Annotated in this window: 13 protein-coding genes and 2 riboswitches; of the genes, 7 read left to right on the top strand and 6 right to left on the bottom strand. The window is 73.8% G+C overall.

Annotated features, from left to right (window positions below; genetic code table 11):
• Positions 1 to 56: 56 nt before the first annotated feature.
• Both SM452_RS22345 and SM452_RS22340 read left to right on the top strand, forming a co-directional pair.
• Positions 57 to 2,207 carry a hypothetical protein gene (locus SM452_RS22345; protein WP_463840611.1) on the top strand — a complete coding sequence of 717 codons (2,151 nt, stop codon included), beginning with the start codon at positions 57 to 59 and terminating at the stop codon, positions 2,205 to 2,207.
• Between the two features lie 118 nt (positions 2,208 to 2,325).
• Entirely contained in the window at positions 2,326 to 3,963 is a 1,638-nt protein-coding gene (locus SM452_RS22340; RefSeq protein ID WP_463840610.1) for an ABC-F family ATP-binding cassette domain-containing protein, read from the top strand.
• A gap of 9 nt (positions 3,964 to 3,972) precedes the next feature.
• Here the strand turns inward: SM452_RS22340 and SM452_RS22335 are convergent, their stop codons facing one another.
• Positions 3,973 to 4,989, bottom strand: a complete 1,017-nt coding sequence (locus tag SM452_RS22335) for a sensor histidine kinase (protein ID WP_262014307.1) — start codon at positions 4,987 to 4,989, stop codon at positions 3,973 to 3,975.
• Between the two features lie 8 nt (positions 4,990 to 4,997).
• Positions 4,998 to 5,696, bottom strand: a complete 699-nt coding sequence (locus tag SM452_RS22330) for a response regulator transcription factor (protein WP_463840609.1) — start codon at positions 5,694 to 5,696, stop codon at positions 4,998 to 5,000.
• Positions 5,697 to 5,797: 101 nt separating this feature from the next.
• Here SM452_RS22330 and SM452_RS22325 point away from each other — a divergent pair, with 101 nt between their 5' ends.
• From SM452_RS22325 to SM452_RS22315, 3 genes are all read left to right on the top strand, one after another.
• Complete coding sequence (locus SM452_RS22325) at positions 5,798 to 6,382, top strand: DM13 domain-containing protein (protein ID WP_355510644.1); 585 nt, start codon at positions 5,798 to 5,800, stop codon at positions 6,380 to 6,382.
• Positions 6,383 to 6,412: 30 nt separating this feature from the next.
• Positions 6,413 to 6,619: riboswitch (cobalamin riboswitch) on the top strand.
• A 131-nt stretch (positions 6,620 to 6,750) separates the two neighbouring features.
• The gene (locus tag SM452_RS22320; RefSeq protein ID WP_262014268.1) at positions 6,751 to 7,263 is read left to right on the top strand and encodes an acyl-CoA thioesterase; all 513 of its coding nucleotides are present in this window, start codon (positions 6,751 to 6,753) and stop codon (positions 7,261 to 7,263) included.
• 3 nt (positions 7,264 to 7,266) lie between these two features.
• Complete coding sequence (locus SM452_RS22315; protein ID WP_355510641.1) at positions 7,267 to 7,890, top strand: LysE family translocator; 624 nt, start codon at positions 7,267 to 7,269, stop codon at positions 7,888 to 7,890.
• 35 nt (positions 7,891 to 7,925) lie between these two features.
• Here the strand turns inward: SM452_RS22315 and SM452_RS22310 are convergent, their stop codons facing one another.
• Positions 7,926 to 8,744, bottom strand: a complete 819-nt coding sequence (locus tag SM452_RS22310) for a PrsW family glutamic-type intramembrane protease (protein ID WP_463840608.1) — start codon at positions 8,742 to 8,744, stop codon at positions 7,926 to 7,928.
• A 119-nt stretch (positions 8,745 to 8,863) separates the two neighbouring features.
• A riboswitch (cobalamin riboswitch) is annotated at positions 8,864 to 9,079 on the top strand.
• Between the two features lie 114 nt (positions 9,080 to 9,193).
• Here SM452_RS22310 and SM452_RS22305 point away from each other — a divergent pair.
• A complete protein-coding gene (locus SM452_RS22305; RefSeq protein WP_410054932.1) occupies positions 9,194 to 11,590 on the top strand; it encodes a ribonucleoside-diphosphate reductase subunit alpha in 2,397 nt (798 codons plus the stop codon).
• The gene (locus tag SM452_RS22300; RefSeq protein ID WP_355510637.1) at positions 11,581 to 12,609 is read left to right on the top strand and encodes a ribonucleotide-diphosphate reductase subunit beta; all 1,029 of its coding nucleotides are present in this window, start codon (positions 11,581 to 11,583) and stop codon (positions 12,607 to 12,609) included. The genes SM452_RS22305 and SM452_RS22300 overlap by 10 nt, the downstream gene beginning before the upstream one ends.
• Positions 12,610 to 12,629: 20 nt before the next feature.
• On the opposite strand, the gene SM452_RS22295 is transcribed toward SM452_RS22300, so the two are convergent.
• Genes SM452_RS22295 through SM452_RS22285 form a run of 3 tightly spaced genes read right to left on the bottom strand, consistent with a single transcriptional unit; the run spans position 12,630 to position 16,500 of the window.
• Positions 12,630 to 13,865: an MFS transporter gene (locus SM452_RS22295; RefSeq protein ID WP_463840607.1), complete on the bottom strand. Its 1,236-nt coding sequence runs from the start codon at positions 13,863 to 13,865 to the stop codon at positions 12,630 to 12,632.
• A 38-nt stretch (positions 13,866 to 13,903) separates the two neighbouring features.
• Positions 13,904 to 15,343, bottom strand: coding sequence for a condensation domain-containing protein (locus SM452_RS22290; protein WP_463840606.1), 1,440 nt, complete (start codon positions 15,341 to 15,343; stop codon positions 13,904 to 13,906).
• Positions 15,344 to 15,357: 14 nt separating this feature from the next.
• A complete protein-coding gene (locus SM452_RS22285; protein ID WP_463840605.1) occupies positions 15,358 to 16,500 on the bottom strand; it encodes a glycosyltransferase in 1,143 nt (380 codons plus the stop codon).
• Positions 16,501 to 16,586: the final 86 nt, after the last annotated feature.

The following is a 16,586-nucleotide window of genomic DNA, read 5'->3' as shown; positions in this document are numbered from 1 at the left end:
TCCCGGCTCGGCGAACGGGCCTGTGTGGACAGCCGGTCGGCTGGCACACTACCGGGATGCGGCGGGGGGTCTGGTCGGTGCTGGCGATGCTCGTCGCGGCCGGGCTCGGCGCGTCGGTCGCCTGGCTGCCGAACGCCACCGACCGGCAGCTCACCCTGCTGCAGTCGGTCCTCGCCGTCCTGGCGGCCGGCGGGCCGATCCTGGGCTGGCTGTGGCGGCGCAACCACCGGGGCACACGCCGCCCCGGCCCCGAGGCGCAGCGGGCGGCCGACGAGCTGGCCGCCGCCGTCCTCGCGCAGTGGAGCCGCGCGGCGACCGAGCGCGGGCTGTGGGCGCCGGTTCCGATCCGGGTCCACTGGCGGTGGTCGGACCGGCCGGTCACCGGGCCGGTGGACGCCGCCGCGACCGAGGGCGACCTGGTCCGGTTCCCGCCCCTGCCGGCCGTCCCGCCGGTGCGGGCGGCCGACCTCGCCCACGGCGACCTGCACGACCTCTTCCGGGTGTACGCGGGCCTGGGCTCCGGCCGCCTCCTGCTGCTCGGCGGGCCCGGGGCGGGCAAGTCGGCAGCGGTCGTCCTGCTGCTGATCGACGCGCTGGAGCACCGGCAGCGCCTGCCGGAGCAGGAACGCGCACGGGTACCCGTGCCGGTGCTGCTGACCGTGTCCGGCTGGGATCCACGCCGGCAACCGGTCGCCGACTGGCTGGCCGCCCGGCTGGCCGCCGATCACGATGTCCTCGGCGGGCTCGAACCGGCCCGCCGGCTCGTCACGGGCGGGCACGTCGCCCTCTTCCTGGACGGGCTGGACGAACTGCCGCCGGACCTGCGACCGGTCGCCCTGCGCGCGCTCGACGTCCAGACCACGTTCCGGCTGGTGGTGACGACCCGCAGCCGCGAGCTGGTGGAGGCGGTGGCCGCCGCCCGGCACCTCTCCGGCGCCGCCGCCCTGGAGCTGGAGCCGCTGACCGGCACGGACATCGCCGCGTACGTCACCCGGAGCCGGACCCAGCCGTTGCCGCCGGGGTGGCAACGGCTGGTGGACGAGGTGCGCGACCGGCCGGACAGTCCCGTCGCGCAGGCGCTGCGCAGCCCGCTGATGCTGAGCCTGTTCCGGGACACGGTGACCACCGACGACGATGCCGCGGAGCTGCTCGACCGCTACCACAGCCGGGAGGCGGTGGAGGACGCCCTGCTCGACCGGGTGCTCCCCGCGGCGTACGCCGTCCAGCCCGGCGTACCGGAGCCGCGCTACACGGCTGCGCAGGCGGCGCGCTGGCTCGGTCACCTCGCCCACCTGATGAACCGGGCGGGCAGCCGCGATCTGGTGTGGTGGCACCTGGCGTCGTTCACCTCCTGGGACCTGTACGCGGTCTCGACGGTGCTCGTCACCGGCCTCGGCGCCGGACTGAGCGCGGGGTTGCTCGCGGGCCCGGCGTTCGGCGTCCTGGCCGGGCTGGCGTTCGGGCTGGTGCTCACGTTCACCGCCAAGCTCTCCCGGGACGTGCTGATCGGCCGGCGTCCGCTGCGGCTCCGCCGGATCAGGTGGAGCCGGGTGATCAGCCGTCAGCGGATGGAGAACGTGCTCGGCGCCGGGCTCACCGGTGCGTTGTTCCTGGGCTTCTTCGGGCTCCTCGTCGCCGCGTGCGCCGACGTCACAGGCATCGGGTCCGGCCGGGCCTTCCCGGTCTTCCTCGCCTTCACCGCGACCGGTTTTCTCGGTTGCCTCTCCCTGGGCCTGTACCTGGCGATGGCCGGCTCGGCGGGCGAGGACGACCCGGTGTCGTCGCGGCTGTCCTGGCGGCGGGACCTGTGGTCCGCGGTGGGCGGCGGCCTCTGGCTCGGGTCCGTGCTCGGCGTCCTGGGTGGCCTGGTGGGGCGGCTCGCCGGGTCGGCGGAAGGTGGCATCGCCTGTGGCATCGTCGGCGGCTTCCTGCTCGGCGTGACGTCCTCGCAGACCTGGCGCGCCCTGCTCGTCATCGTCGAGCTGCGCCGTACCGGGGTGGCGCCGCTGCGGCTGCACCGATTCCTCGACGACGCGCACCGCCGGTCGGTGCTGCGCACGGTGGGGCCGGTCTACCAGTTCCGGCACGCCCGTCTCCAGGACCGCCTGGCGACCACCGCCGGTGCTACGGTGGACCGGAGTGATCCAGTGGCGATCAGGCAGGCAGGGAGACCAGACATGGCGGGTGACGACGACATCTCCGGGTGAGACCGGACATGTGACCGACCGCAGGCGAGCGCCGTGGTCGTTCCGTCGTACCCCGAGACCGTGTCCCCCGCCGGGCGGCTGAGGTCCGCCCGCCCTCATCTTCGAGGTCGTCTTCCTGATGTCCGATTCCTTCGTCGTCTGCTCGAACCTGACCTTCTCCTGGCCGGACGACACCCCGGTCTTCCAGAACCTCTCCTTCACCCTCGGCGGCGGCCGGACCGGTCTGGTCGCGCCGAACGGCGCCGGCAAGAGCACGCTGCTCAAGCTGATCGCCGGCGAGTACCGCCCGGCCGCCGGGTCGGTGACCGTCGACGGCGTGCTGGGCTACCTCCCGCAGAGCCTGCCGCTGGCCGCCGACCTGACAGTGGCCGAGGTCCTGGAGATCGCCCCGCTGATCGCGGCGCTGCACGCCATCGAGGCCGGCGACGCCGACGAGAAGCACTTCACCACGATCGGCGCCGACTGGGACATCGAGGAACGCACGCGCGCGCAACTCGACCGGCTCGGCCTCGGCGACCTCGCCTTCGACAGGCGCCTGGGCACGCTCAGCGGCGGGCAGGTGGTCTCCCTCGGTCTGGCGGCGCAACTGCTCAAGCAGCCCGACGTGCTGCTGCTCGACGAGCCGACCAACAACCTCGACCTGGGCGCCCGGCACCGCCTCTACGACGTGCTGGAACAGTGGCACGGCTGCCTGCTGCTGGTCAGTCACGACCGGGCGCTGCTGGACCGGATGGACCGCATCGCCGAACTCGACCGCGGTGAGATGCGCTTCCACGGCGGCGACTTCACCTCGTACGAGGCGGCCGTGCGGGCCGCACAGGAGGTGGCGGAGAAGAACGTCCGCAGCGCCGAACAGGACCTCAAGCGGGAGAAGCGGGAGTTGCAGGAGGCCCGCGAACGGGCGGCCCGGCGAGCCGGCAACGCCTCCCGGAACCTGAAGAACGCGGGTCTGGCGAGGATCGTCGCCGGCGGCTTGAAGCGGGACGCGCAGGTGGCAGCGGGCAAGGCGAACGAGATGCACTCCGGGCGGGTCGACGACGCCCGGGCACGGCTGGACGAGGCCGAGCGGGCGCTGCGCAACGAGAAGACGATCACGGTGGAGCTGCCCGCCACCACCGTCCCGGCCGGACGCACGCTGCTGACCGCCGAAGGGGTGCAGGTCCGGCACGGCGAGCGGTCGCTGTTCGCCGCCGACGGGGTCGACCTGACGATCCGCGGTCCGGAACGGATCGCCCTGCTCGGCGACAACGGCGCGGGCAAGTCCACGCTGCTGCGGCTGATCGACGGCGACCTGGAGCCCGAGAGCGGCCGGATCACCCGCGCGGACGGCCGGATCGCGTACCTGTCGCAGCGGCTGGACCTGCTGGATCTGGACCGTACCGTGGCGGAGAACCTGGCCGCGTTCGCGCCGCAGGCCCCGGACGCGCAGCGGATGAACCTGCTGGCCCGCTTCCTGTTCCGCGGCCCGCGCGCGCACCTTCCGGTCGGGGTGCTCTCCGGCGGGGAGCGGCTGCGCGCCACGCTCGCGTGCGTGCTGGGCGCCGAACCGGCCCCGCATCTCCTGCTGCTCGACGAGCCGACGAACAACCTCGACCTGGTCAGCGTCGGCCAGTTGGAGAGCGCGCTGCACGCCTACCGGGGCGCGTTGCTGGTGGTCAGCCACGACGAGCGGTTCCTCGCCGCGATCGACGTGGGCCGCTGGCTGCGCCTGGCGGACGGACGCCTGGTGGAGACCGGTCCCCCGGACGCCGCCTGACCGGCCCGGTCAGACCGCCGGCAGGCGGACCACGAACCGGCACCCGCCGGTCACGTTGTGCGCGTGCACCCGCCCGCCGTGCGCCTCGACCAGTCCGCGCACGATCGCCAGCCCCAGGCCGCCGCCGGCCGGCGCCGCCTCGTCGGCGCCGGCCGGTGCGGGGGTACGGGCCCGGGTGCCCCGGAACGCCACGTCGAACACCCGGGGCAGGTCCGCCTCGGGAATGCCGCCGCAGGTGTCGGAGACGGCGAGCCACGCGTCGTCATCGTCCCGGCCGGCGTCGATGCGCACAGTGCCGTCCGGTGGCGTGTACCGCACCGAGTTGACGAGCAGGTTCGTCACGACGCGGGCGAGTTCGGCCTCGGCGGCCCGGACGGTCGGCCAGCCGGTCTCCGGGGCGAGCACCCGCACCCGCCGGTCGGCGGCCAGCGGCGCGGTGGCGGCGATCGCGTCGGAGACCACGTCGCCGAGCGGCACCGGGGACAGGGCGGGCCGCAGCGCACCGGCGGTGATCCGGGACAGCTCGAACAGGTCGTCGACCAGGCGTGTCATCCGGTCCGTCTCGACCCTGATCCGGCGGTGGTACTCGGCCACCGCCGCCGGCTCGTCGACCACCCGGTCCTCCAGCGCCTCCGCCATCGCCCGCAGCCCTGCGAGCGGCGTACGCAGGTCGTGGGAGACCCACGCGACCAGCTCGCGGCGGCCGGCCTCCAGCTGCCGTTCCCGCTGCCGGGCCTGGTCGGCCCAGACCGCCGCCTGGGCGAGGCGGCGGGCGAACGCCACCCCGACGGCCAGGCTGAGCGCCGCGGACGCGGCGACAGTGACGAGGACGACCTGGAGGTCGTGCGCGGACAGGAACATGGCCTGGGCGACGGCGGTGACGCCCGCCGTCACCGAGGCGATGGTGACCGCGAGCAGCACCGCGATGTGCGCGAGGATCGACCGGTGGCGCACAAGCCGCAGCGCGCCGACGCCGAGCGCGCCGACGGCAGCGCCGGCGAGCAGGGCGTAGAGCCCGATGACCATCAGTTCGTTCACCGGGACGCCTCCGACGGCTCGTACCGGTAACCGACGCCCCACACGGTGACGATGCGGCGCGGCTGCGCCGGGTGGTCCTCGATCTTCTCCCGCAGCCGCCGGACGTGGACGGTGACTGTGGACTGGTCGCCGAACCGCCAGCCCCACACGCGGTCCAGCAGCTCGGCCCGTGACCAGGCGCGTCCGGGGTTCGCCAGCAGGAACGCGAGCAGGTCGAACTCCCGTACGGTCAGCGACAGCTGCTGCCCGCCGCGCTCGGCGACGCGGCGGCCGGTGTCCGCGGTGAGGTCGCCGTCGCGCAGCAGCCCTGTCGGTCCCCGGTCCTGCGGGGCCGCGCGCCGGAGCACCGACCTGATGCGCAGCACGAGTTCGCGCGGCGAGAACGGCTTGGTCACGTAGTCGTCCGCGCCGACCTCCAGCCCGGCGACCCGGTCGGCCTCGTCCCCGAGCGCGGTGAGCATGACGACCGGCAGGCCGGGCAGCCGGCGCCGCAGCCGCCGGCACACCTCGATGCCGTCGAGGCCCGGCATCATCAGGTCGAGGACCACCAGGTCGGGCGGCTCCTCCTCGGCCGCGGCGAGCGCGTCCGGCCCGTCGAAGGACAGCCGGACCCGGCAGCCGTCCTGCTCCAGATAGCGCCGGACGACGTCGCTCACCGTCCGGTCGTCGTCGACGACGAGCACGTAGCGCCCCATGCGCCAGACGCTACCCATCGGCGTCCCGGCGCGGCGGCCCGCGGTCGGGCCGTAAGCGGACGGAAAGATCTTTCCGCCGGATCCGCGCCTACCGTCGGGGCATGGGCAGAAGACGTGTGGTGTTGTCGGTGCTCGCCGTCGTGGCCGTCACCGGCCTCGGGGTGAGCCTGTACCTGTTCCAGCCGTGGCGGCTGGTGACCGACCGCGAGGTACGCGAGACGCTGCCCACTGTGGCGGAGCCGCAGCCGGCCGGCACGACCGGCTCACCGGCTTCCGGCACGACCGGCCCGTCGCCGACCGGCGCGCCGCCCGCCGACGTGGTGCTCGCCGCCGGTGACTTCGTCACCCACGAGCACGACACGGCCGGCCGGGCGCAGCTCGTCCGCCTCGCCGACGGCCGTCGTCAGCTGCTCCTGCGCGGACTGGACACCTCGGACGGGCCCGACCTGCGGGTGTGGCTCACCGACCGGAAGGTGCTGCCCGGCCGGGCCGGCTGGCAGGTGTTCGACGACGGCCGCTGGGTCGAGCTGGGCCGGCTCAAGGGCAACATCGGCGACCAGGCGTACGACATCCCGGCGTCGGTAGACCTGGACGGTCTGCGCAGCGTGTCTATCTGGTGCAAGCGGTTCGCGGTGTCGTTCGGCGCGGCGCCGCTTGCCGCTGTGACGGGATCGGCGCCGTCCTGACGCCTGTGCCGCCGGCCTCGGACGCTGGGCTACGCTGCGGGAAGCGCTGGTTCACCCGGTCGGCGACGGCCGGGTGTCGTAAGAGGGAACCCGGTGGAAGTCCGGGACTGCCCCGCAGCGGTGAGTGGGAACGACAGCCGTCAACAGCACTGGGCCACGGCCTGGGAAGCGACGGCCAGTAGGCGACCTCGTGTCACGCCCGCGAGTCCGAAGACCTGCCCGCGTCGCGCGTACCACCGGTGCGCGCCGCCGTCGACCTCGCGGGTGGGTCGGGCGGGTGACACGCCGTAGGCAGGGCCGTCGGCGTGTCCTCGACGTGCACGCCCCGGCCGGTCGGCGGTCCGCTTCTGCGAGGACGGAACCGCACAGTGCCCGACACCATCACGCTCACCGGCCGACCACCGTCGGCCTCGCACCTGACCCTGTCGCAGATCATGGACCAGCACCACACCAACCTGATGGGCACGGTCCACGGCGGGCGCATCCTCAACCTGATCGACTCGGTCGCCGGGGTGGTCGCCGCCCGCCACTCCGACGGACCGGCCGTCACCGCCGCCATCGACGAGACCGCGTTCCTGCGCGCGGTACGCGTCGGGGACGTAGTGCACGTGGACGCCCGGATCACCTGGGCCGGCCGCAGCTCGATGGAGGTGGCGGTGAAGGTCAGCGCGGACCGGTGGGACCGCGCGGTGCCGCCGGTGGACGTGGCGACCGCGCACCTGGTGATGGTGGCGGTGGACGACGACGGGCAGCCCCGGCCGGTGCCGCCGCTGCACACCGAGACCGACGGCGACCGGCGGCGCTACCGGGAGGCGCAGATCCGGCGCGAGCACCGGCTGGCGCTGCGCCGGGCGCTGCTCGACGGCGCCGGGGAGGGCTGAGCGGTGCTCGGACTGTCGGCCGCCACGCTCGCCGGTTACCTGGCCGCGATCGTGGTGCTCATGCTCACCCCGGGGCCGGACATGATGTTCGTGCTCGCCAACGCCACCCGGTACGGCGCCCGGGCGGGCGCGGTGGCCGCGCTCGGGGTCGCCGCCGGGGAGGCGGTGCACGTCGCCGCCGTGGTGGCCGGGCTCGCCACCGTCATCGCCGCGTCCCCGGTGCTGTTCACCGCGATCCGGTGGGCCGGTGCGGCGTACCTGATCGTGCTGGGCCTGCGGGCGTTGCGCGGCACGGGCCGGCCCGGCGCGCGTGCGGACCGGCCGGACGGCGGCGCCGGGCGGGCGTTCCGGCGCGGACTGCTGACGAACCTGCTCAACCCGAAGATGATCCTGTTCAGCGTGGCGTTCCTGCCGCAGTTCGTCAGGCCCGAGGCGGGCCCGGTGGCGGCGCAGCTGGTGCTGCTCGGGGCGCTGTTCGTCGCGGTGCAGCTCGCCGTGGACCTGGCGCTCGGCGTGGGCGCCGGACGGTTCGCCGGGCGGTGGGGCGACAGCCGCTGGTCGCGGCGCGTCGACCGGCTCTGCGCTGTCGCCTTCGTCGCGCTCGGCGTCCGGCTGGCCGTCGGCTGACGGGCCGGGCTGAGCCGGACGGCCGGCCGCCCGGCTCAGCCGGGATGATGCGCGGCCGTCTCCCGGGATGCCGGCACGACCGGCGTCCCGGACGGGGCCGGCCGCTCGCGGTCCAGGTGCAGGCGCAGCAGCACCCAGCCCAGCGACACGGCGCCGATGAACACGTACGCGGGCTGGGTGCCGAACGTGTCCCAGCAGGTGTGCAGCGTGACGGCGGCGGCGAAGGTGAGCAGGAACGCCGCCAGCTTCCGGCCGCCGGGCGCGGCGGCGAACGTGAACAGCGCGGCGGCGGTCAGCCCGGTCCAGGCCAGGTGCGCGGCGGGCGCGGTGAGACCGCGAACCAGCAGCGTCCGCTCGACCGCGCCGAGGTTGCCCTCCGACCCGACGAACGCGGCGAACGCGTAGCCCATGGTCTCCAGCGCGGCGAACCCGGCGCCGGAGGCGACGCCGATCACCAGGCCCTGCGCCGGGGACGGGTGCCGCCGCCACAGCAGCAGGATGCCGGCCGGCACGATCAGCTTGGCGGTCTCCTCGGCCAGGCCGACGAGCGCCATCGGCAGGACACCGAGGCGGTGCAGCGTGCCGTACTCCAGCCAGCCGGCGGCGACCACGCCGACCACGCCGCCGAGGAGCGCGGCGACGCCGACGACGGAGCCGGGGACCGGACGGCGGGCCGGCCGCCCCTGGGCGAAGGCCAGGAACGTGGCGGGCGCGACGCACGCGCCGAGCACGATCAGCGCCGGGATGAACGTGACGGTCCCGGTGCCGGCGAGTGTCCCCAGCACCAGCAGGTGAAGCCCGCCGCCGACGAGCAGGACCGCCACCCACGCCCAGCGGCGCCCGGTATTCCCCATACGCCGAGTATCGCGCCCGCCGGCCCGCGCCGGAATCGGGGGTAGGCACTGTGGACAGTGAGATCATTCCGACACGCCGACACGACATCTGGTGTTGCACACAAGCCCTCACCGCCATATATGGTGGTGCCGCAGCTGGTTCGGCCGAGCCCTCCGGGGGCAAGGCCGAGGCAAGAGGGAACCCGGTGGGAATCCGGGACTGCCCCGCAGCGGTGAGTGGGAACGACAGCCGTCAACAGCACTGGGCCATCGGCCTGGGAAGCGACGGCCGGTAGGCGACCGGCGACCCCGGTCGGGCCCGCGAGTCCGAAGACCTGCCAGCGCGCCGTACGCCTCCGCGTACGGCGGCCGGAGGTCGCGCGGGACGACCGACGCCAGCAGCCGGGCCGGCCGCGCCGTGCCCGTTGGCGTCTCCCGCCGTCTCCAGACGGTGACAGCGAGGAGAGGTCATGACTGTCGTGCAGGAGAGTCCCCCGTCCGCCACCGGCGGGTCCGAGGCCCGCCGGCCGGCGATGCGGGTACGCAAGCGGGACGGCGACACCGAGCCGGTGGACGTCGGCAAGATCGTCCGGGCGGTCGAGCGCTGGGTCGCCGACCTGGACGAGGTGGACCCGCTGCGGGTGGCCACCAAGACGATAAGCGGGCTCTACGACGGGGCGACCACCGCCGAGCTGGACCGGTTGTCGATCCAGACCGCGGCGGAGCTGATCGGCGAGGAGCCGCAGTACTCGAAGCTGGCGGCGCGGCTGCTCGCCGCGTACGTGGACAAGGAGGTCCGCGGTCAGGGCGTGGCGAGCTTCAGCCAGTCGATCGCGTACGCGCACGGGCTGGGGCTGATCGGCGACGAGACGGCCGCGTTCGTGGCCCGGCACGCCCGCAAGCTCGACGACGCCGTGGACCCGGACGGCGACCTCCGGTTCGAGTACTTCGGACTGCGCACGGTCGCGGACCGCTACCTGCTTCGGCACCCGCAGTCGCGGCTGGTGGTGGAGACACCGCAGTACTGGCTGCTGCGGGTGGCCTGCGGGCTGTCCCGCACCCCGGGCGAGGCGGTCGGCTTCTACCGCCTGATGTCCAGCCTGGCGTACCTGCCCAGCTCCCCCACGCTGTTCAACTCCGGCACCCGGCACACCCAGATGTCGTCGTGCTTCCTGGTCGACTCGCCGCGCGACGAGCTGGACTCGATCTACGAGCGGTACCACCAGGTCGCGAAGCTGTCGAAGTTCTCCGGCGGCATCGGCATCTCCTGGTCGCGGGTGCGGGGCCGGGGCGCGCTGATCCGGGGCACCAACGGCCGGTCCAACGGCATCGTGCCGTTCCTCAAGACGCTCGACGCCGGGGTGGCCGCGGTCAACCAGGGCGGCCGGCGCAAGGGCGCGGCCTGCGTCTACCTGGAGCCGTGGCACCCGGACGTGGAGGAGTTCCTGGAGCTGCGGGACAACACCGGCGAGGAGTCCCGGCGTACGCACAACCTCAACCTCGCCAACTGGATCCCGGACGAGTTCATGCGCCGGGTCGAGGCCGACGGCGAGTGGTCGCTCGTCGACCCGTCGGACGCCCCGGAGCTGCCCGACCTGTACGGCGAGGCGTTCGACGCCGCGTACCGGGCGGCCGAGAAGAACGCGGTGCGCACGGTGAAGGCCCGGGACCTGTACGGGCGGATGATGCGCACGCTCGCGCAGACCGGCAACGGCTGGATGACGTTCAAGGACGCCGCGAACCGGCTGTCCAACCAGACCGGCGAGCCGGGCAACGTGATCCACCTGTCCAACCTGTGCACCGAGATCCTGGAGGTGAACGACGACGCCGAGACGGCGGTGTGCAACCTCGGGTCGGTGAACCTCGGCGCCCACGTCACCGCCGACGGCGTGGACTGGGAGCGGCTGCGCGCCACGGTCCGCACCGCTGTGGTCTTCCTCGACCGGGTGATCGACATCAACTACTACCCGGCCGAGCAGGCGGCGGCGTCGAACCCGCGCTGGCGGCCGGTCGGGCTCGGGCTGATGGGGTTGCAGGACGCGTTCTTCACGCTGCGCCTGCCGTTCGACTCGGCGCAGGCCAGGGAGCTGTCCACCCGCGTCCAGGAGGAGATCCTGCTGACCGCGCTGGAGACGTCCGCCGGGCTGGCCGAGCGGTTCGGGCCGCATCCGGCGTACCCGCAGACCCGGGCCGCGAAGGGTGACCTGCACCCGGACCTGTGGGGCGCGGAGCCGGCGCAGGCCGGACGGTGGGCGGCGCTGCGCGAGCGGATCGCCGCACACGGGCTGCGCAACTCGCTGCTGGTGGCGATCGCGCCGACCGCCACCATCGCCTCCATCGCCGGCTGCTACGAGTGCGTGGAGCCGCAGGTGTCCAACCTGTTCAAGCGCGAGACCATGTCCGGGGAGTTCCTCCAGGTCAACACGTACCTGGTGCGGGAGCTGAAGGCGCGCGGGCTGTGGACGCCGCAGGTCCGCGACCGGATCAAGCGGGCCGAGGGCTCGGTGCAGGACATCGCCGAACTGCCCGCGCCGGTTCGGGAGCTGTTCCGCACCGCCTGGGAGCTGCCGCAGCGGGCGCTGATCGACCTGGCCGCCGCGCGGGCGCCGTTCGTCGACCAGTCCCAGTCGCTGAACCTGTTCCTGAGCGCGCCGACCATCGGCAAGTTGTCCTCGATGTACCTGTACGCCTGGAAGGCCGGGCTGAAGACCACCTACTACCTGCGTTCCCGTCCCGCCACCCGCATCCAGCAGGCCACCGTCGCGCCGGTGCTCGCCCCGGTCTCCGGCGTGGTCTCCGCCGTGAGCGACGACGAGGCGCTGGCCTGTTCCCTGGAGAACCCCGAGAGCTGCGAGGCATGCCAGTGACCACCACCGCACCGAACCGGCACATGCTGCTCGACCCCGGCATGGACCTGACCCTGCGGCCGATGCGCTACCCGCGCTTCTTCGACCGCTTCAAGGACGCGATCAAGAACACCTGGACGGTCGAGGAGGTGGACCTGCACTCCGACCTCGCCGACCTGGCGAAGCTGTCCCCCGCCGAACGGCACCTGGTGTCGCGGCTGGTGGCGTTCTTCGCGACCGGCGACACCATCGTCGCCAACAACCTGGTGCTCAACCTCTACCAGCACGTCAACTCGCCCGAGGGCCGGCTCTACCTGTCCCGGCAGCTGTTCGAGGAGGCGGTGCACGTCCAGTTCTACCTGAACCTGCTGGACACGTACGTGCCGGACGAGAAGGAACGGTTCGCCGCGTTCGCCGCGGTGGAGAACATCCCGTCGATCGCCCGCAAGGCCGAGTTCTGCTTCCGGTGGATCGACTCGATCTTCGAGCTGCGCGAGCTGCGGACCCGCGCGGACCGGCGGGCGTTCCTGCTCAACCTGATCTGCTTCGCCGCGTGCATCGAGGGCCTGTTCTTCTACGGCGCGTTCGCCTACGTCTACTTCCTGCGCTCCCGGGGCCTGCTCAACGGGCTGGCCTCCGGCACCAACTGGGTGTTCCGGGACGAGTCGATGCACATGGCGTTCGCCTTCGACGTGGTGGAGACCGTACGCGCCGAGGAGCCGGACCTGTTCGACGACGAGATGGAGAAGCAGGTGAGGGAGATGCTGGCCGAGGCGGTGGAGTGCGAGGTGGGCTTCGCCGCGGACCTGCTCGGGCAGGGCGTGCCCGGGATGTCGCTCGCGGACATGCGCGAGTACCTCCAGCACGTGGCCGACCGGCGCCTCGCAGTGCTCGGCATCGCCCCCATGTACGGCAGCGGCAACCCGTTCGCGTTCATGGAGTTGCAGGACGTGCAGGAGCTGTCCAACTTCTTCGAGCGCCGGGTGTCGGCGTACCAGGTCGGGGTGACCGGGTCGGTCACCTTCGACGACGACTTCTGACCGCCGCCCCGCCCCGGCCGTCACGGCCGGGGCGGGACCGGGCTCTCACCGGGCAGCGCCGTCGCCCGGACCCGCCCGATCAACGCCACCACGGCGACCGCCATCACGGCCACCACCACGAACGCGCTGCGCAGGTTCAGCGCACCGGCGAGCAGGCCGATCACCGGCGCCGCGAGCAACGCGCCCGGCCACTGGCCCATCGCCACCACCGAGACGCCCTCACCGGAGGTGAGGCCCGGCTGCTCGCCGGCGAAGCCGAGCACCGTCGGGGTCACGCACGCCAGGCCGAAGCCGAGCAGTCCGAAGCCGGCCATCACCGCGGCCGGATGGGGGTACGCCACCGGCAGCGCCACACCCGCTGTGGCGACGAGCGCGGACAGCCGCACGAAGCGGATCCGCCCGAACCGGCCCGCCAGCCGGTCTCCGACCAGCCGGGCGACGGTGGCGGCGAGCGACAGACAGGTGTACGTGGCGGCGGCGAGCACCGCGGCGGCGCCCGCCACCTCGGTCGCGTACAGCGCGCTCCACTGTGCGCCGGCCATCTCGATGAACGAGGCGAGGAACGCGATCACCGCGAGCAGCAGCAGTTGCGGGGTGAACCGGTCGCGCAGCCGTCGCCGGGCCTCGCCGTCCTTCGTCTCCTGCCGGGGCGTATCAGGCAGCCAGCGGTGCGTGCCGATCAGCAGCGCGCCCAGCAGGACGCTGGTGACGGCCATCTGCGCCGACGGGGACATCCCGATCGCCGCGGCGCCGGTGCCGCAGAGGCCACCGGCCAGCATGCCGATGCTGAAGCCGGCGTGGAACGTGGACAGGATCGGCCGCCCGTAGCGCTTCTGCACCTCTACCGACTGGGCGTTCATCGGCGTGGCCAGCAGGTTCGCCGCGAAGCCCCAGACCGCCAGGCCGCCGACCAGCGCCACCACTGTGGTGGACGCGGCCAGCAGCGGCGCGTTGAGCAGGATCAGCGCGGCCCCGGCCAGCGCCAGCCGGCGGGTGTTGATCCGGCTGATCAGCACCGCCACCACGACCAGGGAGACCAGCTCCCCGGCGTTCGTGGCGATGTTCGCCAGGCCCCAGCCGGTGTTGCCGACGCCTACCGCGTCCCGCACCTCCGGTACGCGGGCCGACCACCCGCCGATGGCCAGGCCCATGATGACGAAGAGCAGCGCCACCGACCAGCGGGCCCGTACGGCCGAGCGTGGCACCGGCGGCGCGGGCTGCTCCGTCGTGTGCTGGTTCGTCGAGGTGTCCGTCATGGTCGTCGTACCTCTCTCCGATCGGTCCGTCGGAACTCCTACCCGATCGCGTGGTCGAGGAAGCACGCACCGTCAGGAAGGCGTACCCGCTCCGGGGTGGTGGCCGGGTCGGTGACGAGCGCCGAGACCACCGCGACGTAGTCGTCGATCAGGCCGCGTACCAGGTCGTCGCCGAACACGCCCCGGTTGCGGATCACCACGCCGCCGGCCCGGTCGTCGTCCACCACGACGATCGGCGAACCCCGCTTGACCCAGACGGGCAGGCATTCGGGCGGCACGTCGGCGGCGACCACCGGCGGCGGTGTGCCGGGCGCGGGCCGGGCGGTGATGTCGACCGGCTCCACCCGCAGCCCCGGGCAGTGCAGCACCGGCGACGCCGACGCGGCGGACTGGAACCAGGCGTCGAACAGGTGGTTGTCCGGCCAGGGGCGGATCGCCGCGAAGTCGGGGCGGACCGCCCGGGCCAGCCGGTGGAACGCGGTGGCGTGCGCGACGGCCTCGGCCAGCGAGGTGTGCGCGGCGCCTACCACCGCGCTCATCGGCGCGTCCGCCGCGACGTCGACCGGCAGGTAGACGTTGTTCGTGAACTGACCGACGAGCTGCCGGGACAACGGGCTCTCCCGGCCCAGCGTGGTGGTGCCCAGCACCACCCGGGACCGGCCGGCCCGCCGCGACAGCAGCACCAGGTACGCGGCCAGCAGCAGCACGTACGGGCTGGTGCGGGCCCGCCGGGCGGCCGGACGCAGCCGCGCGGTGACCTCCGGCGGGAACGCGAAGCGGGTGGCCACCTCGGCGCTGAGCGCGACGTCCGGCGCCGGCGTCGACGCCGGGAAGAGCTGGTACGGCTCCACCGGCCGCAGCCGGTCCCGCCAGTACGCGGCCCGGGCGGCGGCGTCGATGCCGTTGCCGGCCTGCTCCGCCTCCTGGAGCGCGGCGAGCGCGGTGGGGTCCACGCCCAGCGGCGGCTGCGGATCGGCCGCGCCGAGCCGGGCCGAGTACGCGTGGCACAGGTCCTCCACCACGACGCGGCACGACCAGCCGTCGGAGACCATGTGGAAGAAGCAGAGCGCGAGCACGTGCTCGGTCTCGGAGAGCCGGACCAGGGCGGCCCGCCACAGCGGCGCCCGGCCGGGGTCGAACGCGTCGTTGCGGTGCGCGTACGCGATCCGCTCGACCCGGGCCTGCTGCTCGGCCGGCGGCAGGCCGGACAGGTCGACGTACTCCAGCGGCGACTCGACGTGCGGCAGGATCCGCACCTCGGGCTCCACGCCGATGCGGTCGAACCGCATCCGCAGCGCGTCGTGCCGGTCCACCACGTCCTGCATCGCCTGCCGCAGCACGTCGACCCGCAGCGCGCCCCGCAGCCGGCGGAACTCCACCACCACGAGCCGTGAGGCGCCGGGGCGGGCCGGGTCGAGCGCGGTCATGAACTCCCACATCATCTGCTGGCCGGGGGCCAGCGGGTACGTCGTCGGCACCACCACTCCCTCCGTCAGGCCGCCACCGGCGCGACCGGCCGGCGGTCCGCCTCGTCCGGCCGATGGTCCGCCCCGTCCGGCTGGTAGTCGGCCTCGTCCGGCGCGCGGAAACCGGTGAAGAGCAGGTCGGGGCGGCCGAGCCGGAGTGAGGTGACGAACGCGGCCCCGTCGAAGAGCGTCTCGATCGCCGCGCAGGCCATCGACTCGGCCACCGCGCGCGGACCCCGGTCGCCGCCGAGCCGGCCGGGTGTCTTCGCGGCGATCACCGCGGCCGCGACGGCCGGCACCGCGAGCAGGCTGCGCCCACCGCTGCGGCGGGCGGTCAGCAGCCCGGCCAGCGCGGTCACGGCGAGCGTGCTGGCGGTGTTGAGCACGAACCGGCGCCGGTGCGGGTGGGCGAGGCAGAGCCACTGCTCGGAGCGCCCGTACGTGGTGAACCGGTAGGCGACCGCGCGGAACGTGTCGGCGACGCCGGTGTCGTGGGTGATCACCCCGTCCGGGTCGGTGAGCAGCACGTAACCGGCGTCGGTGAGCAGCAGCCCGAGGTGCAGGTCCTCGCCGCCCAGCGGCATCGGGGAGTCCTCCGGGAACCCGCCGACCGCCTCGAAGACGGAGCGCTTCACCGCCATGTTCGCCCCGGCGCCCCAGGACACGCGCTCGTAGTGCAGCGGCCGGGTCAGGTCACCGAGCAGCAGGTAGGAGCGGCGCATCACGCGGAAGAACGCGCTGTCGCCGGGCTCGACGACCACCGGGCCGGTGACGCCGGCGACCTCCTCGCCGCAGGCGCGCAGCCGGGCCGCGTACCGGGTGATCAGGTCGGCCGGCACCCGGCAGTCGGAGTCGGTGAACAGCAGCAGGTCGTAGCGGGCGTGCCGGACGCCCAGGTTCCGTTTGGCGCCGACGTGCCGGGGGCCGCGCACGTAGCGGGCGCCGTACTCGGCGCAGGCGGCGCGGTGCGCGGCGGCCGCGGCGGGCGCCGAGTCGTCGACGACCACCACCTCCACCGGTTCCGGGCAGTTCGGGGCGGCGTCGCGCAGGCTGCGCAGCTGACGGCGCATCTCCGCCACCCGGTCCTTGACCGGGATGACGACGGAGACGCCGCGCGTGACGGCGCGGGGTTCGGTCGGTTCGCTCACGTGCGATGCGGATCGGCTCATGTCCCGAGGTTCGACCACCCGGATACAACGCCGATACACGGCGCCGGCCGGGCCGGCTACCGCGTGTGTACCGCTGATGTATCGAC

It is taken from the genome of Micromonospora sp. SYSU B005 (assembly GCF_055362685.1).
This window is presented reverse-complemented; position numbering and strand designations above follow the sequence as displayed.